Genomic DNA, 23,689 nt, shown 5'->3' on the forward strand with positions numbered 1-23,689 from the left:
CCACGATACCCTGCGGCGCATGGAGTCACGACGTCTCGGACGCAGCGGCCTGCGGGTGTCCGCACTCGGTCTCGGGACCATGACGTGGGGGCGCGACACCGACGACCTGGACGCCGCCGACCAGCTGCGCGACTTCGTCGCGGCGGGCGGCACGCTCGTCGACACGTCCGGCTCGTACGGCGGCGGTGACGCCGAGCGGGTGCTCGGTGGCCTGCTCGCCGGGACGGTCCCCCGCGACGAGCTCGTGCTGTCCACCAAGGTGGGCCTCGTGCGCGACCGCGGCGGGGTCCGCACGGACGCGTCCCGCCGGGCGGTCCTCGACGGGCTCGACGCCTCCCTGCGACGCCTCGGCACCGACCACGTGGACCTGCTGGTCGTCCAGGCGCCCGACCCCGGCACAGCGCTCGAGGAGACCGTGGGCGCGCTGCGGCACGCCGTCGCGTCCGGCCGGGCGCGCTACGTCGGCCTGTCGAACCACCCCGCCTGGGCGGCCGCGTACGCCGCAGGGCTGCTCGCCGCGGACGACACCGTGCTCGCCGCGGTCGAGGTCGAGTACTCGCTCGTCCGGCGCACCGCCGAGCACGAGGTGGTGCCCGCCGCGCTGGCGCTCGGGCAGGGCGTGGTCGCGTGGAGCCCGCTCGGTCGCGGGGTGCTCACCGGGAAGTACCGGGCAGGCGTGCCGGCGGACTCGCGGGCCGCATCGTCACACCTGGCGGGGTTCGTCGAGGAGTACTTCGACGCGCGGTCGGTCGCCGTCGTGGAGGCGGTCGCGACCGCGGCCGCCGGGCTGGGGCGCGAGCCGCTCGAGGTCGCGCTCGCGTGGCTGCTCGCGCGCGCCGGCGTGGGGTCGGTCCTCGTGGGCGCCCGCACCCCCACCCAGCTCCGCGCGTCCCTCGGCGCGGCCGACCTGCGGCTGCCCGCCGAGCTCTACGACGCGCTCGACGACGTGTCGTCGCCGTGCGCGGACGACGCCGAGTCGTGGGAACCGCTCGCCCCGGCCCGCTGAGCGGTCGAGCGGGCCCGGAGCGTCAGTCGATCTCGACGACGACGACCTCGCGGTCGTCGTCGGAGTCGTCCGCGTCGTCGTCGTCCTCGTCGTCCTCGTCGTCGTCCGACTCGTCGTCGTCCTCCGCGAGCGCGAACGGCAGGACCTCGCCGTACTCCTGCAGGACGGCCTCCTCGTACACGTCGAAGGCGTCCGCGAGGACGTCGTACGCGTCGTCCACCGCCGGGTCGTCGTCGCTGCGACGGGCGGCGACGGCGTTGTAGTGGGCCTCGAGAGAAGCGACGAAGCGGTCGAGGGCGGCACGCGGGTCAGCGGTCATATCCGAACGGTAGCGCCGTGAGGCGCACAATGGACACCCGGGAGCACCCCCGGAAGACGCGCAGCACGGAGGAGGCACGGATGGCGTTCGGCTCGTCCCGCGGAACCACCAGCACGTCCCACGACGCGCAGTTCGAGTACCGGGTCCTGCGGTTCGACCGCAGCACCACGCGCAACGACGCCCGCCGGGCGCTCACGGAGGAGGCCGAGTACGGCCGCTGGGAGCTGCACCGGTCGACCCTCTCGATCGGTGGGGAGCGCCGCGTCATGCTGCGCCGCCGGATCATCCGCGTGCGGTCGACGCTCTGACGGCGGCTCGCGTGCCGCCGGACGGCGCGGCCGGCCCGCCGCGGCCGCGAACCGACCCGGGGCCGCGCACCTTCCGCAAGGCGCGGGCGGGCGCGACGGACGGCTTCTTCGCGTGCGAGGCGGCCGGTCTGGAGTGGCTTCGCGTGCCGGGCGGCCCGCGGGTCGTGGAGGTCCGCGGCGTCGACCGGGAGCATCTCGACCTCGAGCGGCTGGAACCCGCGGCGGGGCACAGCGGGCCCACCGAGGACGCGGCCCGCGCCCTGGGCGAGCGCCTCGCCGTCCTGCACACGACGCCCGCGCCGGCGCGGGGGGCACCCCCGGCGGGCTGGACGGGAGACGCGTTCTTCGGGCCTCTGGGCGACCCGCTGCCCCTCCCGACGGGCGCATGGCCCACCTGGGGCGCGTTCTACGCGGAGGCGCGCCTTCGGGCCGTCGCCCAGCAGGGTCACACGCGCGGCGCCCTCTCGTCGGACGAGCGGGACGCCCTGCACCGGCTCGCCGACGAGGTCGAGCGGGTGCGCGACGACGGGCGGCGTCCCGGTCGCGTGCACGGCGACCTGTGGTCGGGCAACGTCGTGTGGACCGCCGACGGCGCCGTGCTGATCGACCCTGCGGCCCACGGCGGCGACGGCGAGAGCGACCTCGCGATGCTCGCGCTGTTCGGTGCGCCGCACCTGGACGCGCTCGTCGCCGCGTACGACGCCGTCAGCCGCCCGCGCCCCGGACGTGCCGGCCGCGTGCGCCTGCACCAGGTGTACCCGGTGGCCGTGCACGCCGTGCTGTTCGGCGGCGCGTACCACGCACACCTCGCGCGGCTGCTCGCCGACCTCGCCGCGCGCCCTGCCCGCTGAGGGGCCGGTCGAGCGGCCGTCTGCGCGCGGGACCGGGCCAGGGCACTCTCAGCAGGTCGCGAGGAACCGGTCCAGCACGCGCGTGCCGAAACGCAGCGCGTCGAGCGGGACGCGCTCGTCGACCCCGTGGAACATCGCCGGGAAGTCGAGGTCGGCGGGCAGGCGCAGCGGCGCGAACCCGTAGCCCGTGATCCCGAGCCGGTGCAGCGACTTGTTGTCGGTGCCGCCCGAGAGCGTGTACGGCAGGACGGACGCGCCCGGGTCCTCGGCGAGCAGCGCGCCCGACATCGCGTCGACCAGGTCGCCCGCGAACGGGTTCTCGAGCGCCACGTCGCGGTGGATCGTCTCGATGCGGACGTCGTCGCCCGCGAGACGCTCGATGGTCGCCCAGCCCTCGTCCTCGAAGCCGGGCAGGAGCCGGACGTCGACCGTCCCCGTGGCGGCCCCCGGGATCACGTTGGCCTTGTACCCGGCGTCGAGCTGCGTGGGGTTGGCCGAGTGGCGCACGGTCGCGCCGACGAACCGGGCGGCCGGACCGAGCGCGGCGAGCAGACGGTCGGTCGTCGCCGGGTCCTCGGGGTCGAACCCGATGCCCGTCAGGTCGGACACGCCGCGCAGCAGCGCCTCGACGGTCGGGGTGAGCTGCTGGGGCCAGCGGTGCGCACCGATGCGCGCGACGGCGGCGGCGAGGCGCGTCACGGCGTTGTCCTCGTTGACCTGCGAGCCGTGGCCCGCCCGCCCGCCCGCGACGAGGCGCAGCCAGGCGAGGCCCTTCTCGGCCGTCTGGAGCAGGTACGCACGGTGCCCGTCGATGTCGACGGACCAGCCGCCGACCTCGCTCACGGCTTCCGTGGCCCCTTCGAACAGCTCCGGCCGGTGGTCCACCGCCCAGCGCGCGCCGTACGTGCCGCCCGCCTCCTCGTCGGCGAAGAACGCGAGGACGACGTCACGGGCGGGGCGCCGCCCCTCGCGGGCCATCTGTCGCACGACCGCGAGCATCATCGCGTCCATGTCCTTCATGTCGACCGCGCCGCGGCCCCACAGGAGGCCGTCCGTCTCCTCGCCGGAGAACGGGTCGACGGACCAGTCCGCGGCCTGCGCCGGGACGACGTCGAGGTGCCCGTGCAGGACGAGCGCCGGGCGCGACGGGTCGGCGCCCGCGATGCGGGACACGAGGCTCGTCCGGCGCGGGGCCGACTCGAAGACCTCGGTCGCGATGCCGACCTCGTCGAGCAGCGCGGCCACGTGCTCCGCGGCGGCGCGCTCCCCGGGGCCCGACCCGTCGCCGTAGTTCGACGTGTCGATGCGGAGCAGGTCGCGACAGATCCCGGCGACCTCGTCCTCGGCGGACGGGCCGGTGGCGGGCACGGAGGAGGACGTGTCGAAGGTGGTCACGTCCCCACGCTACCGGTCCCGTTCTCCGCCCTGCCCTCGGCTACCCTCGACCACCCTCGGGGTCGAGCGGGGAGCCGACCACCTCGAAGCGGAAGCCACCGAACTGGCCGTCGAGCAGCGGCCGGGCGCGTGCGATCGCGTCGACGACGTCGGGATGCTGCAGGGAGTCACGGTGCGCCTGCGCGCTCTCCCACAGCTCGACCACGAAGACCGTGTCGGGCGCGCCCTCGTCGATCCCCACCTCGTAGAGCAGGCACCCGAGTGCGCGCAGCACCGGGCTGTGCCGGGTGAGGTGGGCGACGAGGTCGTCCCGTCGGCCAGGGACGACTCCGAGGGTTCCCGCGTTCGCGAACGTCATGCGCGCGACGGTAGCCCGGACCACCGACACGCGACGACGCCGGCGGCTCCGGCCCGGGCTACCGTCCCGGGACGGTGTCAGGCGAGGCCGCGCCGCTCCAGGAGGGGCCCGATCTCGGGGGCACGGCCCCGCAGGTCGGCGAAGAAGCCCATCGCGTCGCCGGTGCCACCGCGCGACAGGAGCGCGGCACGGAACCGGTCGCCGTTCTCCCGGGTCAGGCCTCCGTTCTCGCGGAACCACTCGACGGTCTCGGCGTCGAGCACCTCGGCCCAGATGTACGAGTAGTACCCGGCCGCGTAGCCGCCCCCGAAGACGTGGTTGAAGTACGTCGTGCGGTAGCGGGGCGGGACGGGCGCGAAGTCGACGCCCGCACGGGCGAGCGCGTCCGCCTCGAAGGCGGTCACGTCGGACGCGTCCGCGGGCACCTCGTCCGGGGCGAGCCGGTGCCACGCCTGGTCGAGCAGCGCCGCCGCGAGGTACTCGGTGGTCGCGAAGCCCTCGCCCCACTGGCGCGTCGCGAGCAGCGTGTCGACCCATGCCGACGGCATGGGCTCGCCGGTCTCGTGGTGCACCGCGTACGCACGCAGGATCTCCGGCTCCCAGGCCCACATCTCGTTGACCTGCGACGGGTACTCGACGAAGTCGCGCGGCACGTCCGTGCCCGACTGCGACGGGTAGCGCACGTCCGAGAGGAGTCCGTGGAGCGCGTGCCCGAACTCGTGGAAGAGGGTGATGACCTCGTCCCACGCGAGCAGCGTCGGGCGACCCGCCGGCGGCTTGACGATGTTGAGGTTGTTGACCACGACGGGCTTCTGTCCGTCCAGGTGGTTCTGGTCCACGAGGTTGTTCATCCACGCCCCGCCGCGCTTCGTGGCGCGCGTGTACCAGTCGGCGAGGAACAGGCCCATGCCCTGGCCCGGCTCTCCCGCGGGGCCGTCGAACACCTCGAAGACGACGACGTCCGGGTGGTAGCCCACCAGGTCGGGGCGCTCGACGAACGACAGCCCGTACAGCAGGTTCGCGGCGCGGAACACGCCGTCGCGGACGACGCGGCCGAGCTCGAGGTACGGGCGCAGCGCCGACTCGTCGAGCGAGAACCGCTCGGCGCGGGCGCGACCGGCGACGTACGACCAGTCGCTCGCCCGGAGCTCGGCGTCCGGGCCGGCGAGCTCCACCGCCTCCCGGCGGGCGTTCGCGACCGCAGCCGGCGCGAGACGTGCCAGCATCTCGGCGACCGCGTCGCCGGTCTTCGCGGTGCCGATCTCCGCCACGTAGTCCGCCCAGTGGGCGTACCCGAGCGCCTGGGCGACCTGGGCGCGCAGGCGCGCGATCTCGAGGACGGTCGACCGCGTGTCGGTCTCGTCGCCCGTCGCACCGCGCGACTCCGACGCCGCCTGCACGCGGGCGCGGACGTCCGCGTCGTCCAGCTCGGCGACGACGCGCTGGTTGGTCGGGAGCTGCATCTCCAGCAGCCACGCCCCCTCGTGGCCGCGGTCCGTCGCCGCCTTCGCCGCACCCTCGACCGCGTCGGCCGACAGCCCGGCGAGCTCGGCGGCGTCGGTGACGAGGACGGCCGCCGCCTTCTCCCCCGCGAGCTCCTTGCGCCCGAACTCCGCCATGAGGGACGTCGTGCGGGCGTTGAGGTCGCGCACGCGCTCCTGCGTCGCCGCGTCGAGCGCGACCCCCGCGCGGCGGAAGTCGCGCAGGATGCGCTCGAGCAGCCACGCCTGGTCGTCGTCGAGCACGACCTCGTCCGCCGCGGCCCGGTCGGCGAGCGCCCGGAAGCGCGCGTGGAGCGCGGCGTCCATGTAGATCGCGTCGCGGTGCGCCGACAGCTCGGGCGCGACCTCCTCCTCGACGGCCTCGAGGTCGGGTGTCGCGTCGGCGGAGAGCTGGTTGTAGAAGACGGTGGCGGCGCGCGTCAGGAGCGCCGCCGAGCGCTCGAACGCGGCGAGCAGGCCCGCGTCCGGTCCGTCTGTGGCAGCGGCGAGGTCGTCCAGAGCGGCACGCTGGGTCGCCATCCCGGCCCGGATCGCGGGCAGGAAGTGCTCGGTGCGGATCGCCGCATGGTCCGGCAGCTCGTACGGGAGGGCCGACCTGCTCGCGAACGGGTTCGCCGGGTCGAGCGGGGCCGAGGTCGGGGTGGCGGAGTCGGTGGTCACGCCCCCATCCTCACACCCGCGCGTCGGTGCGCGCGGGGCGGGCCGGCGCAGCGATCACTCCGTCTCGTCGTCGTCCGGCGCCGTGCCCGCGTGCGGCAGCTTCTCGCCGGGGTCGAGCTCGACGCCTGCGACCTCCGACGTCGACTCCTCGACCGTCATGGGCGGGTCGGGGGTGTGCAGACGCGAGAACACCGCCCAGGTGACGCCGACGAGGGGCACGGCCACGATCGCGCCGAGCAGGCCGCCGACGAGCGTGCCCGCCGTCACCGACAGCGCGACGACCACCGGGTGCAGCGAGACCTGCTTGCCCATGATCAGCGGTTGGAGGACGTGGCCCTCGAGCTGGCCGATGAGCGCGATGCCGACGCCGACGAGGAGGGCGGCCCAGACGCCCTTCGTCGCCAGCGCGACGATCATGGCGATGATCATGGCGCCCGGCGCACCGACCAGAGGGATGAACGCCCCGACGAAGACGAGGACGGCGAGGGGCGCGGCGAGCGGGATCCCGAGGATCGTCAGCCAGATGCCGGCGAGCAGTCCGTCCGTGAGCGCGATGATGACGGTGCCGCGCGCGTAGCCCGAGAACGCGTACCAGCCGGCGCCCCCGGCGAGCGTGAGCGGCTCGCGCGCCGGCTCCGGCGTCTGGTTGAGGAACCAGGTCCACATCTCGGATCCACGGGCGAGGAAGAAGATGGTGCAGAAGATCGCGAGCGCCAGGCAGGTGAACACCTCGGCGACCGACGCGACCTGGGAGAAGGCCGTGCTGGCGATGTCGCCGCTGTGATCCGTGATCCACTGTCGACCCTTGTCGAGCCAGTCGTTGAAGTTGTCGGTGGTCAGGTGGAGGTGGAACGGGCCGCCGTTGAGGAAGTCGAGAATCTGCTGGATGCCGTTGTCGAACTGGTCGGCGAGGTCCTGCCACTGGCCGGCGACCGACGCGACGACGTACGTGATGAGGCCGCCGACGACGGCGATGGACAGCAGCAGGGCGAGCAGCACTGCGAGCCACCGCCACATGACGCGGGCGAACACGTTGACGACAGGTCGCAGCACGGACGTGAACACGAGCGCGATGAAGACCGCGACGACGAGCAGCCGCACCTGGCTCAGCACGTAGAAGACGAGGGCGACCGCGGCCGCGACGATGAGGAGGCGCCAGCCCCAGCCGGCCATCACCCGCAGCCACGTCGGGATCGGGTCGGGCACGTAGCCCGCGACGCTGGGGTTGCGTCGTCCGCCGGCGACGCGACGCGCCGCCGGTGTCACCGGTTGCGGCGTGCGCTGCGGCTTCGTCCCCGTCGTCGCCGCGCTGCCCGCGTCACCACCTGCGCTGTTGGTCACGCGTCACCCTCTTTCGACGTCCTCCGCGGCCGCTCTGTGCCACCGGCGCCACTGTGCCACCGGCGACGTCCCCTGACCTGCCGGGACGCAGCTTTCGACCCGTCTCGTCCCCGACGGACCACGGGGGCGTCCGGCGTGGGGCCCCCTGAGAGCGGATTCGGAAGTTGCCCCCGGACCGTGCTACCTTTCTACCCGCACCTGAGAGGGAGAGCACCAGCGGAAGCCGGGCTCTCGAAACCGATCAGGACCACCTGTCCGGGTGGCGGAATGGCAGACGCGCTAGCTTGAGGTGCTAGTGCCCGTATAGGGCGTGGGGGTTCAAGTCCCCCTCCGGACACTCGTTGAGACAGCGACGCAAGAAGGCCCCTCACCAGCGGAAACGCCTGGTGAGGGGCCTTCTGCGTATCTACGGCGAGAACCCGTGTACCCAGTCGGTGTACCCACCGACTGCCGCCGAACGGTATCGATTCACCGCCGAACGCCCGGCGAGCACCTACCCGCCGAGCGCGTGGCCCAGTCCGAGGACCAGATCGCCGACCCCGTCGAGAACGCCGCCGAGCAGACCCGGGGCCCGCGTCGGCTCGCTCGTCGGCGGGGCCGTGGCCGTGGGCGTCGGCGCGCTGCGCGGCGTCGCAGTTGCCGACGGCGCGGGCGAGCTCGTGGCGCGAGGGGACGGCGCGCTGTTCGTCGGCTTCGGCCCGGGCGAGCTCGTCGGCTTCGGCGTCGCGCTCGCGCGCGGCTCGCTCGCCGGCACCGTCTCGTCGAGCGCGGCCGGAGCGAGCGCGCCCGGCGTCCCCGTGCGCACCGCGTCCTCGCGCGGCGTCGCGCTCGGGCGCGCGGGCGGCGTCTTCTTCCCGCGGGTCGGCTCCGGAGACTTCGAGGGCTTCACGATCGCCGGCACCGCGGCGACGGGCGACGGGCTCGCCGTGCCGGTGCGGATCGAGAAGCCGAGGAACGCGACCGCCGCCGCGAGGAACATGAGCGCGATCGCCAGGAGCGGGCTGCGTCTGCGGGCGGGCGCATGGTCGTCGCGCTCGGCCGCCTCGCGTCGCCGAGCGGGAAGGTGCCGGCCTCGCTCTGGCCGGGAATCGGCGCGACCGTGGAGTACCCGGCCTCGTCGTTGTGTTGCCATACTGGAAACACACGGCTAAGGTTTCCGGCATGGAAACCGGACCTGACCCTTCGCAGTCCCACGATGAGGCCCAGCGGATGCTCGAGCAGCTGGCCCACGACGAAAGCGCTGTTCGCTACCCACCTCTGCCGCATTGGTTCTTCCTGGCGATGGCGGCAGTCGTCGCCGGGTTGGCCCTGGTACAGCTGCTGCCACCAGGCGATGCACACAGAGCGACCCTGGCCATTGGTGCGATTGCCCTCGTCCTCGCCTCGAGATACTGGCTCAACCGCGATGGGGTCTCGTGGGCGTCCGCGCGCTTCGCTGACACGATGCCCTTCCTGTTGAGCATCCTGGGGATCTTCGCCGTGAGCTGGGTGGTCTCGTCGACCACCAGCGCATGGTGGATCTGGATCATCGGCGCCGTGCTGGCGGGCGGCATCGTGGTCCGCACGGGCCGCGCCTACCGCAGGGAGTTCGGCGCATGACCTCCGTCGGGCCGGTCTTCAACGAGGTCATCCACGCACCCCAGCGGCTGCGCATCTGCGCAATGCTGAGCGGCGCGCACAAGGTCGAGTTCCGCCTGCTGCAGGACCAGCTCGAACTGTCCAAGTCCGCGCTCAGCAAGCACCTGACACTCCTCGTCGATGCCGGCTACGTCAGCCAGGACCGCGCCCTGCAGAACTCGCGCAACCGGCTCTGGCTCTCCCTGACGTCCGAAGGGGCCAGTGCCTACGCCGCCCACGTCCAGGCGCTCCAACAGATCGTCGCCACCCACACGACGTGACCTGCAGTGCCACTAGGCCGCAGGAAGGCCGACGAGTGACAGCCTGCTGCTGGACTCATCGAGTGCCCCCGATGCGCGATCCCTCGTCCTTGCAGGTCCGCAGCACGCGGGTCTCTGCTACAGGCAGGTCGGCGCATCCCCCCTGCTGCGTCGACACCGCCGCCCCTCACGCTTCGGCGTGGGGGGCGGCCTTTCGTTGTGCTCCTGGCGAACTCGGGCACCTGGGCGACCGCCTCGGGAGGACGCTGGCGGCATGAACAATCCTCTGTGCGACGAGTGTGGCGATCCGATGGCACCGAAGTACGGCCCGAGGCGCGGCCTCCGGCCCAGCCTCAGGACCGCCAGGGTCACCCAGGTCGGCTGGCGATGCATCAACCCGGACTGCCCCGCCTGCGTCTGACTGGTCCGCCGTCACACCCGGGCGGGACACTGGCCCCATGCCCCGCCCGCCGACGCCCGACTTCGCGATGCTGCCCGTGAACCGTGAGGCGCAGCTCCGGCCCGTCGCGGTGCGCGTGCTCGACGAGCCCGTGCCGGCGCGCGCCACGGGCCCCACCTACGGCGACGGCACCGTCACGGTCGACGTGCTCGTGGTCGCTGCCGCGCGCGGTGCCCTGTGCGTACAGCAGACCGCCCCGGGGTGGCCCGCGTGGCGGGCATGGCTCCCCACGGGCGGCGTCGACCGCGTCACGCCTCCAGCTGCGCCGGCTCGTCCGGCAGGATCGTCGGTCGAGACGCCGTGAGCGCCTGCGACAGCGCGGCCGACACGGCGGCGCGAGCGGCCGGCATTACGTGCCCGTACCGGTCGACGGTCGTCGTGATGCTTTCGTGGCCCAGGTGCGCCTGCACGTAGTTGATCGGGATCCCGGCGCCGAGCAGCCAGCTCGCGCAGGTGTGCCTGGCGTCGTGCACGCGCGGTCGCTTCCCGAGCGGTGGGTCGAGCGGCTCGATCGGCTTCCCGTGGTCGTCGAGGCGGCGGGCGACCCGCTTCGCCTTCGGCCCCGACCGCTGCCCAGGCTCCCCGTTCGCGAGCCGCACCGCGGGCTGCCAGACGTTGTCGTGGAACGTCTGCGGCTTCACCGGCTCGTCGCGCGCGTTGACGAACAGGAACGCGTCGGCCGGGCGACGACCGACGAACGGCGCGAGCACCTCTACGGTCTCCGGCGCGAGCGCGATCGTTCGCTGCGACCGCTTCGACTTCGGCGGACCCAGGACCCTGCCCTCGTCCGCCTCCTTCCAGGCGCGCGTCACGGTGATCGTCCCGTGCTCGAGGTCGACGTCGCCCACGTGTAGCGCCGTGATCTCGCCCCAGCGCAGGCCGGTCGCGAACAGCACCTCGACGAACGGGCGCCACGTCGACGTGAAGCACCCCAGGAACCGCGTGTACTCGTCGTGCGTCAGGAACACCATCGGCTCGACGACAGTCCGAGGCAGGCGCGTGCCGCGGCACGGGTTCGAGGGGATCAGCCCGCGCTTCACTGCCGCCGTCATCGCTGCCGAGACGAAGCCGTGCTTGTTCTTGATGGTCTTCCCGCTCGCGCCCGCAGTCTCGAGCTCGCGCACCCAGCGACCCACGGCGCCCGGCTCGACGGCCGTCAGCGGGAGTTCGCCGAGAGCTCCGAGGTCGTTCGCGATGTACGACCGGTACCTGCTCGTCGTGCCCGACGTCACGCCCGTGAGCGAGTCGACGTGCTCGGTGCACCACGACGCCACCGTGTGATCGCCCGCGCTCGCACCGCGCGACTCCGCGAGCAGGCGCAGGGACTCCTCCACGCCGTAGGTCCCGAGCCACTTCGAGAACCGGCGGGCGTCAGCCTGACGTCGGAAAGTCTCGGACGACTGACGGCCGGCGAGCCGGAAGCGGACCTTCCATGTCTTGTCGCCCTTCGCAGAGACGTGCATCGTGGGCTCTCGCATGGCGCCCATCTTGCCCTCCCAAGTGGGTACACCGTACCCATCTGCCGCCGCTGGGTACCCAGGTTCACCCGCGAGCACCGCCTGGCGCCGTTGTAATCAAGCCGATCCTGACGTCTCCCCTGCTCGCATCCTACCGTCAAAGGGGTTCAAGTCCCCCTCCGGACACTCGTTGAGACAGCGACGAAGAAGGCCCCTTACCTGCGGAGACGCACGGCGAGGGGCCTTGTTCGTACCGTGGCTGGCCGGACGTCCTTGCGCACCGCGGACGGGGTCGAGGTCGCAGACCGCGCCGCGGTGCGTCTCGATGCCCTGTCTGCGGGGCGAACCAGCGTTTCCCCGAGTCCGACCGGCCCGGCCCCGGTCGGAAGCACGTCTCGCGCGGACCTGTCGCGCACCCCGCCCGTCCGCGCCACGATGGCCGGATGGAGGCAGGAGCTGCACCAGGGCACCGCCCCCGCCCGGAGCACCACGCCGCGTGCGGGGTCGCCCCGTGACCGGCGACGTCGGACGCGCCGACGCCGGAACGAGCCGCGCGGCGAGCGCCCCACGAGAGACCTCGGTCGGGCGAGGGACGCTCGTCACGCTCGTCGTCGGGTCGATGGTGGGCGCCGGGGTGTTCTCGCTGCCGGGGCGGTTCGCGGACGTCACCGGCGTCGCGGGCACGCTCATCACGTGGGCGCTCGCCGGGACCGGGATGTTCCTGCTCGCGCTCGTCCTGCAGTCCCTCGCGGTGCGCGCACCGCACCTCGACGCCGGGATCTACGCCTACGCGAAGGCCGGGTTCGGCGAGTACGCCGGGTTCCTGTCCGCGATCGGGTACTGGGCGTCCGCGTGCGTCGGGAACGTCGCCTACTGGGTGCTCATCATGTCGACCGTCGGGCAGCTGTGGCCCGCGCTGGGAGCCGGCGACACCTGGCTCGCGACCGCCCTGTCCAGCGCGGGGATCTGGGGGTTCTTCCTCGTGGTGCGCCGCGGGATCCGCAGCGCCGCGGGGCTCAACCGCGTCGTCACGGTCGCGAAGGTCGTCCCGCTGGTCGCGTTCGTGCTCATCGCCGTGCTCGTGTGCGACCCGCACGTCCTCGCCGACAACTGGTCCGGCTCCCCCGCGTCGGGCTCGCTGGTCAGCCAGGTGCGCGGGACCCTCCTCGTCACCGTGTTCGCGTTCCTGGGCGTCGAGGGCGCGAGCGTGTGGTCGCGTCACGCGCGCGACCGTCGTGACGTGGGGCGCGCCACCGTCCTCGGGTTCCTGTCCGTGCTCGCCGTGTTCGCGTCCGTGACGGTGGTCAGCTACGGCGTGCTGCCGCAGGACCAGATCGCCGCCCTGCCCGAGCCGTCGCTCGCCGGAGTGCTCGAGGCCGCCGTCGGCACCTGGGGGTCCGTCCTCGTGAGCGTCGGCCTCGTGGTCGCGGTCCTGGGCGCCTACCTGTCCTGGACGCTCATGGCTGCCGAGGTGCTGTTCGTCGCCGCCCGCGACGACGACATGCCGCGGTTCCTGCGCCGGACCAACGCCGCCGACGTCCCGGTCGGCGCGCTCCTCCTGTCCGCCGTCCTCGCGCAGGCCGTCCTGCTCCTCAGCCGGTTCTCCCAGGACGCCTTCACGTTCGCGCAGGACCTCACCAGCGCGCTCGCGCTCGTCCCCTACGTCCTCGCCGCCGGGTTCGGGCTGCTCGTCGTCGCCCGACGTACCGGGTACGGGCCGACCGAGCGCGCCGGACCGGACCGGCTCGTCGCCGGCCTCGCGACCCTCTACACCCTGCTCCTGCTCGTCGGCGCCGGACCGAAGTACGTCCTCGTGTCCGCGCTCGTGTACGCGCCGGCGACCGTCCTGCTCCTGCGCACCCGCCGCGAGCAGGGCCGCCGGCTCCTGCGCGCCCCGGAGGTCGTGGTCGTCGTCGTGCTCGTCGCCGCCGCCGCGAGCGCGGTCGTGCTGCTCGCGACCGACCGGCTCGACGTGTGACAGGCGGTCACGACACCGCTGCGACACCCGCCGGACGGCACGACGACACCCCTCCCGCCAGGTACGGTGCGGGCGTGAGCAGTCCACCCGTCGAGCCGTCCCCCGGCTCGCTCTCCGAGCGCCTCGCCCTGCGGGTGCGCTCGACCGTCTCCCTCGCGCGCGACGTCGCGTTCGCCGAGCCGTCGACCGTCGAGGCCGCCGCGCTGCGCCTCGGGTCGTCGCGCCGGTACCTCGCGCCCATCGCCTGGGCCGCCGGCACGCTGATCCTGCTGCTCGCCGGCATCCGGCTCCTCATCCGCAACTGGCGGCTCACGTTCATCGAGCTGCTCCCCGCCGCCTGGGTGTGGCTCGCCATGTGGGACCTCAAGCAGCACACCCTGCGCGGCGAGCCGTTCCGCGACCTGCACCTGCCGGGGATGCTCGCCCTGTCCGCGCTCACGGTGGTCATCAGCATCGCCGCCCTGTGGTGCAACACCGTGTTCGCGTTCGCGATCGAGAACGACCCGCCCTGGATCCGGCCTGCGGCGCGCCGCGCCAACACCGCGTGGCGCGCGATCGTCGTCGCCGGCGTCGCCGTCGGGGTGGTGCTCGCGGTCGCCGTCGCCTGGGTCCCGCGCACCGGCTCCGGGCTGCTGTTCCTCGCCGTGCTCGGCGCGACCCTCGCGATCATGCTGACGTCGTTCGTCACCGTGCCCGCCCGGATCGTGGGGAACGCCGGGCGCAAGAAGCGTCTCGTGCTGCGCGAGACCGTCGGGTCGTGGACCGCGTCCGGCGCGCTCTCCGCCGTCGCCATGACTCCCGGGTTCGTGCTCGACCGCGTCGGGCTCGTCCTCATCGGGCTTCCGGGGTTCCGCATCCTCGGGTTCGTCCTGCTGTCCCTCGGGACCACGCTCTACGCCGCCGGCATGACGTCCGCGCGAGCCGTGAAGCTCACCGTCAAGCTGTCCCCGGGGGGCGGGCCGCGGGCCACGGTGGACGACGACGGCACGGTGGACGACGCCGCGGACGACGCGCCGACGACGTCGGAGCAGCGCTCCGCCTGAGCGGACCGTCAGGGCGCGAGCCGCTCCCCCACCGGCACGTCCACGTCCGTCCGGTTGCCCGCCGGAGCGAGCGGGCACACCCACCGCGGGTCGTAACGGCACGACGGGTGGTACAGGAAGTTGAGGTCGAGGACCATCTCCCCCGAGCTCCGCGACGCGACGCCGCCGGTGCCGAGGTCCGCGCCCTTGGCCGTGTCGAGCAGGTATCGCCCACCGCCGTACGACGTCCTGCCGGACGTGCCGTCGCGCAGCGGCAGGAAGATCCCGCCGCCGTACTGCGCGAGCCACCACACGTCGAGGTCGCCGTCGAACGGCGCGGGCAGGTGCACCCGGCCCACGCGCAGCAACGACGTCACACCGTCCGCGCCCGTCGACAGGTGCAGCGGGGCGGTCGCAGGCGCCGCGTCGAGCGTGACCTCGAACCGCCACGCCGGGTCGTAGCCCGCGTACGGCAGGCCCGTCTCGCGCAGGAGGTCGTCCGGGGCGAGCGGGCTCTGCGGGTGCTCGCGGAACAGGGCGTCACGGCCCGCCCGCCAGCGGGCGTGCCCCGCCTCCGGGTCGGCGCTGCGCCGCACGTCCGCGTAGAGCTCAGCGACCCGGCGGCGCCAGTCCGCGAGGTCCAGGACGGTCCGAGTGCCGGGCCCGGCGTCGTTCGCGGTGCCGTTCTCGGTAGCGGGCCCGGGGCCTGGGGTGTCATCGACGGTCACCCGACCGATTCTGCGCCCGCCGTGCCGCCGTCGCCTGTCCCGCAGACCCGTCGGTGCGCGGCCGTCAGCGTGCGCGCCCGAGCCGGGACAGGGTGCCGGGGTCCACCACGAACCCGTCGGCGTCGAGGACGGCTCCTTCCAGCGCAGCCTGCACCGTCTGCATCGTCCGCGCGATCCAGGGCGCGGCGCGGCGCAGGCACAGCAGGTCCGTCGGCTCGAGCGCGCGCACCGGGTCGTGGTCGGCGGGGACCCACCCGACCGTCACGGTGTGCGGGCCGAACGCGCGCCAGTCGAGCGCGCGCAGCGCCGGCGGCATCTGCCCCGTCGCCGGCCGTGCCTCGACGACGATGGTGCCGTCGTACGCCAGGTCGTGGCGTATCGAGAACGTCGTGCTCGTGGCGTCCTCCGCGTGCGTCCGGGCGGCCGGCAGCACCGAGCGCACCCACGCGCCGGCGGTCTCCGCGTCCACCGGGCTCGGCGCGAAGAGCACCAGCCGCGCGAGCGACGCCTCCGAGACCTCGGGGTGTGGTGGTGCCGAGCCGACGGCGGTCGACCCGCCGACGTGCCGTGCCGCCGCGCTCGCCCACGCCCGCGCCAGGGGGTCGGCCGGGACCCGGTACGCGTCCGACGGCACCCCGACGATCGCGGGAACGCCGGGCCCGGCCGGGAGCGGCCCGTCCACCTCAGCGCCGTCGGCCAGCCGGAACCGCGGCACCACGACCTCCTGGTCGACGGGTGCGCCCCGGAACCGGGCGCCACCGGTCCGGCGCACCGTGCGCGCGGCCGCCGCCTCGGCCGGGTGGACGACCCAACCGGCGTCCGGGAACCACGCCCGGGCGAGCGCGAGCACGTCCGTGCCCGCAGGCACCACGAGCGTCAGCGGGGTGCCGACCGGTCCGGGCGGCGCCGGACGGGCGGCGGGCGAGTCGACAGGTGTCATGTCGACCGACCGTACGGGCGGGATGTCGCCGCCGTGTTACGACGGCGCAACACGTACGAGTCACGGATTTGGTGCTGCTCGGGCACTGATGGTCGAATCGGGCACACAGTCGTGTTTCCGCAGGTCGGGAGGCAGCGCGACGCAGTGACACGGCTCGGAGAGGACCAGGTGGTCGGACGATGATGGGTGGGCACCACGCGGCCTCGGGTGCAGCGGCCTGGGTGGCGGTCACCGCCACGGCGCCGTTCGCGTTCGGCTGGCACCCCGTCTCGTACGTGGGGGTCGTGACCGGGTCGGTCGTGTGCGCGGGTGCGGCGCTCCTCCCCGACGCCGACCACCACGACGGCACGATCGCGAACTCCCTCCCGCCGGTGTCGCACTGGGTGTGCCGGGGCGTCGAGAAGATCTCCGGCGGACACCGGCACGGCACGCACTCCGTCGTCGGCATCGCCCTCATGACGGCCCTCGCCTGGCTGCTCGGGCACTGGCGGCTGCACACCGACCGGTTCGGCACGATCGAGCTCGGCGCCGGGCTCATGACGATCCTGCTCGCGTCGTACGCGCTCAAGGCGCTCAAGCTCGTCCCGGGCCGGCACTTCGCCCCCTGGACCGGGTCGCTCGTCATGGCAGCCTTCGTCGCGCTGTTCGCGCCCGACGAGTGGGCATGGCTCCCGCTCGCCGTCGGCGTCGGGTGCGTCGTCCACGTCTTCGGCGACATGCTCACGACGAACGGGGTGCCGCTGCTGTGGCCGTGGACGCCTCGGCCGCCGCGCCGCTGGCGCCGCATGAACGGGCCGAACGACATCTGGCGCTCCGGGGGCAACATGGCACTCCCCGTCCTGGGCGACGCCGGCTCGGTGCGCGAGTGGATCCTGCTCGTCCCGGTGTCGGCGTACGCCCTCCTCGGGGTGGTGTGGGCGCTGCTCGAGCAGATGGGCTTCGACACGGGCGCGGTGTGGGCGTCGGTGGTCGCTGCCGTCACCCCCGGCTGACGCGGTACCGTGCCGTCGTCGAACGCTGTCCTGACGAGAGGTGGACCCGTGAGCGCCGACCTGTGCTGCCGCTCCCTGCCGACGGCCTGGGGCCGCACCGCCGTCCGCACCGCGGGCCTGCTCCTGCTGCTGGCACTGAGCCTGGCGGCGACCACCGGCTGGTGGCTCGCAACGGCGCTCCTCGGGGGCTCGATCGACATGACATGGGCGCCGGCTGCCTTCCTGACCGCCCTGGCCGCCGCGGTGGCGTACCCCGTCTCCCGGGCGCTGCGCCAGGTCCGTTCCGGCGACGCAGGGCGCGCGACCTTCCTGCTGGTGGCCGCCAGCGGCCTCGCGGTGGTGCTGGCCGCCGCCCTGGCAGTCGCCGCAGACCCCTGGTTCCTGCTCGGCATGTGACCGACCGCGAGCCGCTGCGGTCGCGAACCTCAGTGGAAGTCCCGGGAGCGTGACGGGACGCGCAGCGACAGCGGCGCGAGGTGCTCCGCGAGCAGGTTCGTCGCGTCGTCGGCACGCTCGACGCGCCCCCGCACGACGAGCGCCGCGGACGTCCGCGCGACCTTCTGGAAGCGTCGCCACAGGCCCTGCGTGCAGATGACGTTGAGGATGCCGGTCTCGTCCTCGAGGGACAGGAACGTCACGCCCGCCGCGGTCGACGGTCGCTGCCGGTGCGTCACGACGCCCGCGACCGCGACCCGGCGCTCCGGCTCGTGCGCCAGGACGTCCGCGACCCGCAGCACGCCCTGCGCGTCCAGGCCGCCGCGCACGAACTGCGTCGGGTACGTGTCGGTCGACACGCTCGTCGCCCACACGTCCGCGACCGCGAGCTCGACCGCGCTCATCCCGGGCAAGGTCGGCGCCTCGACCCCGACGCTCACCCCGGGCAGCGTGCCCGGGCCCTCCTGCCCGAGCGCGCCCGCCGCCCACAGCGCCTCCCGGCGCGTCACCCCGAAGCACCGCAGCGCGCCCGCGGTGGCCAGCGCCTCGAGCTGCGCCGTCGTCAGCCGGACCCGGCGGGCGAGGTCCCGCAGGTCCCGGAACGGGCCGTGCGCGACCCGCTCGTCGACGAGCGCCCGCGCGACCTTCTCCCCGACGCCGCGGACGGCCGCCAGCCCGAGCCGCACCGCGAACCCGTGGTCGCGGGCGTCCAGAGGCGAGCCGGCCGGGATCGACACGCCGTCCGACGGACCTTCGACCTTCGCTCGAAGGTCGACCGACGCCCGACCTTCACCATCGACCTCAGGGTGAGGGTCGACCGGTTCTCGGGGGTCCCGCGGCTCCGTCGTCGCCTGCACGTCCGAGACGGCGACGTCCGCCCGGTGCACCACGAGACCGTGCCGGCGCGCGTCCGCGACCAGCGACTGCGGCGAGTAGAACCCCATCGGCTGGGCCGCCAGGAGACCCGCGTAGAACGCGGCGGGGTGGTGCACCTTCATCCACGAGCTCGCGTACACGAGGAACGCGAACGAGTAGGCGTGCGACTCCGGGAACCCGAAGTCCGCGAACGCCCGCAGCTTGTCGAAGATCTCGTCGGACGCGGCACCCGAGATGCCGTTGCGGGCCATGCCCGTCATGAGCCGCTCCCGCAGCTCCTCCATGCGCTCGGTCGACCGCTTCGAACCCATCGCGCGCCGCAGCCGGTCCGACTCCGCCGGGGTGAAGTCCGCGACGTCGATCGCCATCTGCATGAGCTGCTCCTGGAACAGCGGGACGCCCTTGGTCCGGCCCAGGGAGCGCTCCAGCCTCGGGTGCAGGAACGTCACCGGCTGCCGTCCGCGCGCCCGGTCGATGTACGGGTGGACGGACTGGCCCTGGATCGGCCCCGGCCGGATCAGCGCGACCTCCACCACGATGTCGTAGAAGCAGTGCGGCCGCAGACGCGGCAGCGTCGCCATCTGGGCGCGCGACTCGACCTGGAACACCCCGACCGTGTCGGCCGCGCACAGCAGCTCGTACACCAGAGGGTCCTCGTGCGGCAGACCGTGCAGCGCCAGCCGCTCCCCCGTGTGCCGCTCGACCTCCTCGAACATGATCCGCAGCGCCGTGAGCATGCCCAGCCCCAGCAGGTCGAACTTCACCAGACCTGCGTCGGCGCAGTCCTCCTTGTCCCACTGCAGGACCGTGCGCCCCTCCATGCGCGCCCACTCGACCGGGCACACCTCGACCACCGGCCGGTCGCACATCACCATGCCGCCCGAGTGGATGCCGAGGTGGCGCGGCAGCCGCAGCATGCGCTCCGCGAGGTCCAGCACCGGCTCCGGGATACCGGACAGGTCGTCGCTCGTGACCCGCGGGGCACGGTCCCGGCTCCCCCACGGCCGCTCCACGATGCGGTGATGGCCGCGGGCACCCCGGGCGCTGTGGGCGCTGCCGGTGGTGTCGCCCGTCGCGTCGTCGGGGACGCGCCGCAGGTCCCCCCAGCGCTCGATGCTCTTGCTCCACGCGTCCTGCTGGCCCGCGTCGTAGCCGAGCGCGCGCGCCGCGTCCCGCACCGCGGAGCGCGGCCGGTACGAGATGACGTTCGCGACCTGCGCCGCGTGCCGCCGCCCGAACCGCGCGTACACGTGCTGGATGACCTCTTCGCGCCGCCCCGACTCGATGTCCACGTCGATGTCCGGCGGCCCGTCCCGCTCGGGCGCGAGGAACCGCTCGAACAGCAGCCCGTGCCGGACGGCGTCCACCGCGGTGACGCCGAGGGCGTAGCAGACCGCCGAGTTCGCGGCCGACCCGCGGCCCTGCGCGAGGATCCCCTGCTCGGCGCAGAACGTCACGATGTCGAACACCACCAGGAAGTACCCCGGGAAGTGGAGCTGCTCGATGACGCGCAGCTCGTGCTCGAGCATCGCGTACGCGCCCGGGACCCGTTCCGCGTCCGGCGGACCGTACCGGTCCAGCGCGCCGACGCGCACCAGCTCGCGCAGCCACGACGCCTCGTCGTGCCCGTCCGGCACCGGGTACGGCGGCAGGTCGGGCGCCAGGAGGTGCAGGTCGAACGCGCACTCGTCCGCGAGCGCCGCCGCGGTCGCCACCGCGTCCGGACGATCCCGGTGCAGCACGAGCATCTCGGCGGCGGACCGCAGGTGCGCGGACCGACCGGCCGGGAGCCAGCCGTCCATGTCGTCGAGCGACGACCGGGCCCGGACGGCCGCGAGCGCGCCCGCGAGGTCCGCGTCACCCGGTGTCGCGTAGTGCACGGCCCCGGTCGCGACGAGCGGGAGGCCGGCGTCGTCGGCGAGCGCGGCGAGGGCGTCCGCGACCGCGTCGTCGTAGGGGTGCCCGGTGCGGGTCACCTCGACGGCCACCGACCCCTGCCCGAACAGGTCGACGAGCCGGCCGAGCTCGGCCCGGGCCTCGTCGTAGGCGGCGACGGTGACGACGCCGGGGCGGGTGCCACGCCGGGGGCTGTGGCGGGTGCTGCGCTGCCCGGCGCCCCCAGCCCGCCCGGCACCGGACGCCCACCGGCGCGTGAGCGCGGACCGGACGGCGCCCTTGCGGCAGCCGGTGAGCACGAGCCACTCCCCGGCGGCGCGGTCCGCGAGGTCGGCGAGCCGGTAGAGCGCGGCGCCCTTGACCCCGGCGTCGAGGTGCGCGTCGGCGATCGCCGCCGAGAGGTTCCGGTAACCCTGCGGGCTGCGCGCGAGGACGAGCAGGTGCGTGGACCGGGGGTCGGGCACCCCGGTGGGCGGGTCGAGGGCGCCGCGGTCGCGCGGGTCGAGCAGGCCGCCGTCGAGCGCGTCGAGCGGCAGGTGCAGCTCGGCGCCGAACACGGTGGGCAGGCCGACCTCCTTGGCGGCCTGGGCGTGCTTGACCACGCCGTAGAGGCCGTCGTGATCGGTGAGCGCGAGGCCGGTGAGCCCGAGCCGGTGCGCCTGCCCCACGAGCTCGGCGGGCTGGTTCGCCCCGTCGAGGAAGCTGTACGCCGAGTGGGCGTGCAGCTCGGCGTAGCGGGGCTGCTCAGTCATAGAGCGCCTCCAGCCGCCAGGCGGTGCCCGGGCCGGTGCCGGTGCCGGCGAGCAGCGCCCCGCGGCCGTCGTCGAGCACGACCTGCAGGTACGCGGCCGCGCGCGCGTCGGACGACCACCAGCGCTCGTCGACCGTCCACGGCCCGGCCCACTGGTGCACGGCGCGTCCGGTCGCGCCGGGAGTCTCGGGCACGAGCCGCCCGGGCGGCACGACGAGCCGTCCGGCGTCGTCGAGCGTGACCGGCTCCCCGCGCGGGTCGAGCAGCCCCACCGCGACCGGCCGGGCGAGGACGTTCGCGGGCGACGGCTCGGGCAGGGACCCGGGCCACGGGCGGTCCGCGGGGCGCGCGGGTGGTGCGGCGTCGCCCCACGGCGCGACCTGGACGCGGTCGCGCGCGTCCCGGCCGCCCTGGAGCCGCACGCCCAGCACCTGCTCGCCGCCGAGGAGACCCTGGACCCTCTCGAGCGCGCGCCGCGCCCGCGCCTCCTGTCCTGACGACGCACCCCACAGGCCGCCCTGGTGGGTCCCGGCACGGACGACGTCCTCGGCGGTGAGCTCGATCCGGACGATCGGGGCCGGCCGCCCGGCCGGGTCGTCCCCCCGCGGGCCCCCGGCTCGGCGGCCGGGCCGCTGCCGGACGGCCGACGCCGTCAGCCATCCTTCGAGCTGCCAGCGCACCCGGTCGGTCAGCCGGGACGCGGACAGCCCGCCGAGCGCCTCGTCGTCGCAGCGCCACGTGCGCACGAGCTCGGTGCGGGTGCCGTCGACCGGGTGCTGCGCGACGGCGGCTATCCGGAGCCGCCCGCACGTCACCGTCCGGGCGACGAGCATCCCGTAGAGCTCCTCGGCGAGCGCGCGCGCGACGAACGCCGCGGTGTCGACGCGTTCGGCCGGAGGGTCCAGGTCGCGTGCGACCGCGAGGTCGGGCTCGATGCGGCGGCGCGCCGGAGGCCGCAGGTCTTCCCCGCGGGCGAGCCGGTGCGCCCAGGCGCCGACGTCGCCGAACCGGGTCGCGACGTCCGCGGCGGGCAGGGCGCGCAAGTCTGCGAAGGTGCGCAGCCCGAGCCGACCCCAGAGCCCGACGAGGTCTGCGACGTCACCCGCCGCGCCGGGGACGGTCACGGCGTGCAGCAGGTCGCCGAGCGGGCGGGGGTCGCAGAACTCGCGCGACCTGCCCGGTGGGACGACGTGCTCCTCGCGCGCGGCGAGGACGGCCGCGAGGACGCCGTCGGCGATCCCGACGTGGCACTCGTGGCCGGTGCGGTGCGCGACCGCCCCCGCGAGCGCCTCGGCGAGCGCGGCCTCCGACCCGTGGAACCGGGCGGGGCCGTCGGCGGGCAGCAGGAGCAGCCCGGGGCGGGCGACCTCCAGCCCGGCGACCACGCTCTCGGCGGCGGACGCCACGGGCTCGAACTCGCGCACGTCGCGCACGTCGTCGGCGGCGAGCAGCACGACCTCGGGGCAGGCCTGCTGCGCCTGCCGACGCCGCATCCCGCGCCGCACCCCGTGGGCGCGCGCCACCGCGGAGGCGGCGAGGACGCCGTGCCCGTCGTGGACCGCGGCCGGCACGTCGACGCCGAGACCGGCGACGGTGAGCGCGGCGAGGACGGGCCAGTCGGGCACCCAGACCACACCGGTGCGCATCAGACCACCACCCGCAGGTCGGGCCGTGCTGCCGGGGCGGGCCGGGCGGTCGGCACCTGCGCGTCCGGACGGACCGGCGCCGCCCAGGCCGCCGTGCCGCGCGCCCCGAGCGGCAGCACGACCTCGAACCGTCCCGCCGTGGTGCCGCCGCGCCCCGTCCGCTCGACGTCGAGGCGCTGCTCGCGCAGCCACCCGGCCCCGGCCGACGCCCCGGACCACCCGGCGGCCGTCGCGTCGAGCACCACGTGCGCCCCCGACCACGGCGTCGTGGTGACGAGGACGGTCCCGCGCTCGCGCGCACGGGCCAGCAGGCGCCGACGGTCGGCGTCGGTCAGTGCCGTGCGGGCGCCGACGAGCACCACGTCCACCCCGTCGAGCAGCGCCGCCACGGCGGCAGGAGCGTCGATGCCGGGGTCGGGGACGAGCGCGAGCCGCTCCAGCACGACGCCGGCCTCGGCCGCGGCGACGAGCCCGAGCTCCGGGAGGCCGACCGCGGCGACCCACGCGCCGTCGTCCGAGGCGGCCGCGACGAGCGCGAGGAGCAGCGCGCGCGACCCGGTGACCGTGACCGTGCGTCCGCGGCGCAGCACGCCGCCGGGCAGCAGGTGACGCACCTCGTCGGCGACCCGCAGGTCCGGGCCGTGCACGGACGCCCCCGCGGCGGCCCCTCCCCACGCCTCGCCGGCCGGGTCGTCCGACGCGCGCCCCGACGTCGCAGCAGGCGTCACATCAGACGCCACAGCGGGCGCCGCAGCCGACGTGACAGCGGACATGGCAGCCGACGCGGACGTCCGCACCCCGGTGCGCAGCTCGGCGTGCGCGAGGGCCGCGCGCGCGAGCTCGGCCCGGTCGACGGCAACCCGGTCGACGACGGTCATGGCGCCTCCCGGT

The 23,689-nt window shown here is 74.6% G+C and carries 22 protein-coding genes and 1 tRNA gene; 11 read left to right on the top strand and 12 right to left on the bottom strand.

Annotated elements, in window-relative coordinates; genetic code table 11:
• Positions 1-19: 19 nt before the first annotated feature.
• The gene (locus tag CLV34_RS14935; protein ID WP_100351112.1) at positions 20-1,006 is read left to right on the top strand and encodes an aldo/keto reductase; all 987 of its coding nucleotides are present in this window, start codon (positions 20-22) and stop codon (positions 1,004-1,006) included.
• Positions 1,007-1,028: 22 nt separating this feature from the next.
• Here CLV34_RS14935 and CLV34_RS14940 read toward each other — a convergent pair whose 3' ends face one another.
• Entirely contained in the window at positions 1,029-1,325 is a 297-nt protein-coding gene (locus CLV34_RS14940; protein WP_100351113.1) for a primosomal protein, read from the bottom strand.
• Positions 1,326-1,405: 80 nt separating this feature from the next.
• Between CLV34_RS14940 and CLV34_RS14945 the strand changes: the two genes are divergently transcribed.
• Positions 1,406-1,633, top strand: coding sequence for a DUF5703 family protein (locus CLV34_RS14945; protein ID WP_100351114.1), 228 nt, complete (start codon positions 1,406-1,408; stop codon positions 1,631-1,633).
• A gap of 11 nt (positions 1,634-1,644) precedes the next feature.
• Positions 1,645-2,484, top strand: coding sequence for a fructosamine kinase family protein (locus tag CLV34_RS14950; protein WP_100351115.1), 840 nt, complete (start codon positions 1,645-1,647; stop codon positions 2,482-2,484).
• A 48-nt stretch (positions 2,485-2,532) separates the two neighbouring features.
• Here the strand turns inward: CLV34_RS14950 and CLV34_RS14955 are convergent, their stop codons facing one another.
• The 4 genes from CLV34_RS14955 to CLV34_RS14970 all read right to left on the bottom strand — a co-directional run bounded on the left by CLV34_RS14955 (position 2,533) and on the right by CLV34_RS14970 (position 7,740).
• Positions 2,533-3,879 carry a M20/M25/M40 family metallo-hydrolase gene (locus tag CLV34_RS14955; protein ID WP_245859276.1) on the bottom strand — a complete coding sequence of 449 codons (1,347 nt, stop codon included), beginning with the start codon at positions 3,877-3,879 and terminating at the stop codon, positions 2,533-2,535.
• A 40-nt stretch (positions 3,880-3,919) separates the two neighbouring features.
• Positions 3,920-4,237: a putative quinol monooxygenase gene (locus tag CLV34_RS14960; RefSeq protein WP_100351116.1), complete on the bottom strand. Its 318-nt coding sequence runs from the start codon at positions 4,235-4,237 to the stop codon at positions 3,920-3,922.
• 77 nt (positions 4,238-4,314) lie between these two features.
• Positions 4,315-6,399, bottom strand: coding sequence for a M3 family metallopeptidase (locus CLV34_RS14965; protein ID WP_100351117.1), 2,085 nt, complete (start codon positions 6,397-6,399; stop codon positions 4,315-4,317).
• 54 nt (positions 6,400-6,453) lie between these two features.
• Positions 6,454-7,740, bottom strand: coding sequence for an AI-2E family transporter (locus CLV34_RS14970; RefSeq protein WP_245859277.1), 1,287 nt, complete (start codon positions 7,738-7,740; stop codon positions 6,454-6,456).
• A 253-nt stretch (positions 7,741-7,993) separates the two neighbouring features.
• Here CLV34_RS14970 and CLV34_RS14975 point away from each other — a divergent pair.
• Positions 7,994-8,077, top strand: a tRNA-Leu gene (locus tag CLV34_RS14975).
• Positions 8,078-8,233: 156 nt separating this feature from the next.
• Here CLV34_RS14975 and CLV34_RS14980 read toward each other — a convergent pair.
• On the bottom strand, positions 8,234-8,719 hold the full coding sequence (locus tag CLV34_RS14980; protein ID WP_100351118.1) for a hypothetical protein: 486 nt from the start codon (positions 8,717-8,719) through the stop codon (positions 8,234-8,236).
• A 182-nt stretch (positions 8,720-8,901) separates the two neighbouring features.
• Between CLV34_RS14980 and CLV34_RS14985 the strand changes: the two genes are divergently transcribed.
• The 3 genes from CLV34_RS14985 (at position 8,902) to CLV34_RS14995 (ending at position 10,381) form a co-directional block, all read left to right on the top strand.
• The gene (locus CLV34_RS14985) at positions 8,902-9,339 is read left to right on the top strand and encodes a hypothetical protein (RefSeq protein WP_157803875.1); all 438 of its coding nucleotides are present in this window, start codon (positions 8,902-8,904) and stop codon (positions 9,337-9,339) included.
• Positions 9,336-9,638: a transcriptional regulator gene (locus tag CLV34_RS14990; protein WP_100351120.1), complete on the top strand. Its 303-nt coding sequence runs from the start codon at positions 9,336-9,338 to the stop codon at positions 9,636-9,638. The genes CLV34_RS14985 and CLV34_RS14990 overlap by 4 nt, the downstream gene beginning before the upstream one ends.
• 437 nt (positions 9,639-10,075) lie before the next feature.
• The gene (locus CLV34_RS14995) at positions 10,076-10,381 is read left to right on the top strand and encodes a hypothetical protein (RefSeq protein WP_100351121.1); all 306 of its coding nucleotides are present in this window, start codon (positions 10,076-10,078) and stop codon (positions 10,379-10,381) included.
• On the opposite strand, the gene CLV34_RS15000 is transcribed toward CLV34_RS14995, so the two are convergent.
• The gene (locus tag CLV34_RS15000; RefSeq protein ID WP_157803876.1) at positions 10,326-11,555 is read right to left on the bottom strand and encodes a tyrosine-type recombinase/integrase; all 1,230 of its coding nucleotides are present in this window, start codon (positions 11,553-11,555) and stop codon (positions 10,326-10,328) included. The two genes, CLV34_RS14995 and CLV34_RS15000, sit on opposite strands and share 56 nt — an antisense overlap.
• Before the next feature lie 490 nt (positions 11,556-12,045).
• Here CLV34_RS15000 and CLV34_RS15005 point away from each other — a divergent pair, with 490 nt between their 5' ends.
• The gene (locus CLV34_RS15005) at positions 12,046-13,512 is read left to right on the top strand and encodes a basic amino acid/polyamine antiporter (RefSeq protein ID WP_281255207.1); all 1,467 of its coding nucleotides are present in this window, start codon (positions 12,046-12,048) and stop codon (positions 13,510-13,512) included.
• Positions 13,513-13,586: 74 nt separating this feature from the next.
• Complete coding sequence (locus CLV34_RS15010) at positions 13,587-14,555, top strand: hypothetical protein (RefSeq protein WP_100351123.1); 969 nt, start codon at positions 13,587-13,589, stop codon at positions 14,553-14,555.
• An 8-nt stretch (positions 14,556-14,563) separates the two neighbouring features.
• Here CLV34_RS15010 and CLV34_RS15015 read toward each other — a convergent pair whose 3' ends face one another.
• Both CLV34_RS15015 and CLV34_RS15020 read right to left on the bottom strand, forming a co-directional pair.
• Positions 14,564-15,262 carry a DUF1684 domain-containing protein gene (locus tag CLV34_RS15015; protein ID WP_100351124.1) on the bottom strand — a complete coding sequence of 233 codons (699 nt, stop codon included), beginning with the start codon at positions 15,260-15,262 and terminating at the stop codon, positions 14,564-14,566.
• 64 nt (positions 15,263-15,326) lie between these two features.
• Positions 15,327-16,202 carry a hypothetical protein gene (locus tag CLV34_RS15020; protein ID WP_100351125.1) on the bottom strand — a complete coding sequence of 292 codons (876 nt, stop codon included), beginning with the start codon at positions 16,200-16,202 and terminating at the stop codon, positions 15,327-15,329.
• 182 nt (positions 16,203-16,384) lie between these two features.
• On the opposite strand from CLV34_RS15020, the gene CLV34_RS15025 reads away from it, so the two are divergent.
• On the top strand, positions 16,385-17,194 hold the full coding sequence (locus tag CLV34_RS15025) for a metal-dependent hydrolase (RefSeq protein WP_281255208.1): 810 nt from the start codon (positions 16,385-16,387) through the stop codon (positions 17,192-17,194).
• A 48-nt stretch (positions 17,195-17,242) separates the two neighbouring features.
• The gene (locus CLV34_RS15030) at positions 17,243-17,590 is read left to right on the top strand and encodes a hypothetical protein (protein ID WP_100351127.1); all 348 of its coding nucleotides are present in this window, start codon (positions 17,243-17,245) and stop codon (positions 17,588-17,590) included.
• Between the two features lie 29 nt (positions 17,591-17,619).
• Here CLV34_RS15030 and CLV34_RS15035 read toward each other — a convergent pair whose 3' ends face one another.
• Genes CLV34_RS15035 through CLV34_RS15045 form a run of 3 tightly spaced genes read right to left on the bottom strand, consistent with a single transcriptional unit; the run spans position 17,620 to position 23,676 of the window.
• A complete protein-coding gene (locus CLV34_RS15035) occupies positions 17,620-21,153 on the bottom strand; it encodes an error-prone DNA polymerase (protein WP_100351128.1) in 3,534 nt (1,177 codons plus the stop codon).
• Positions 21,146-22,798: a Y-family DNA polymerase gene (locus CLV34_RS15040; RefSeq protein ID WP_100351129.1), complete on the bottom strand. Its 1,653-nt coding sequence runs from the start codon at positions 22,796-22,798 to the stop codon at positions 21,146-21,148. The genes CLV34_RS15035 and CLV34_RS15040 overlap by 8 nt, the downstream gene beginning before the upstream one ends.
• Entirely contained in the window at positions 22,798-23,676 is an 879-nt protein-coding gene (locus tag CLV34_RS15045; RefSeq protein WP_100351130.1) for a hypothetical protein, read from the bottom strand. The genes CLV34_RS15040 and CLV34_RS15045 overlap by 1 nt, the downstream gene beginning before the upstream one ends.
• Positions 23,677-23,689 lie beyond the last annotated feature (13 nt).

Source organism: Luteimicrobium subarcticum, from assembly GCF_002798015.1.
In the GTDB taxonomy this organism is placed as follows: Bacteria; Actinomycetota; Actinomycetes; order Actinomycetales; family Cellulomonadaceae; genus Luteimicrobium; species Luteimicrobium subarcticum.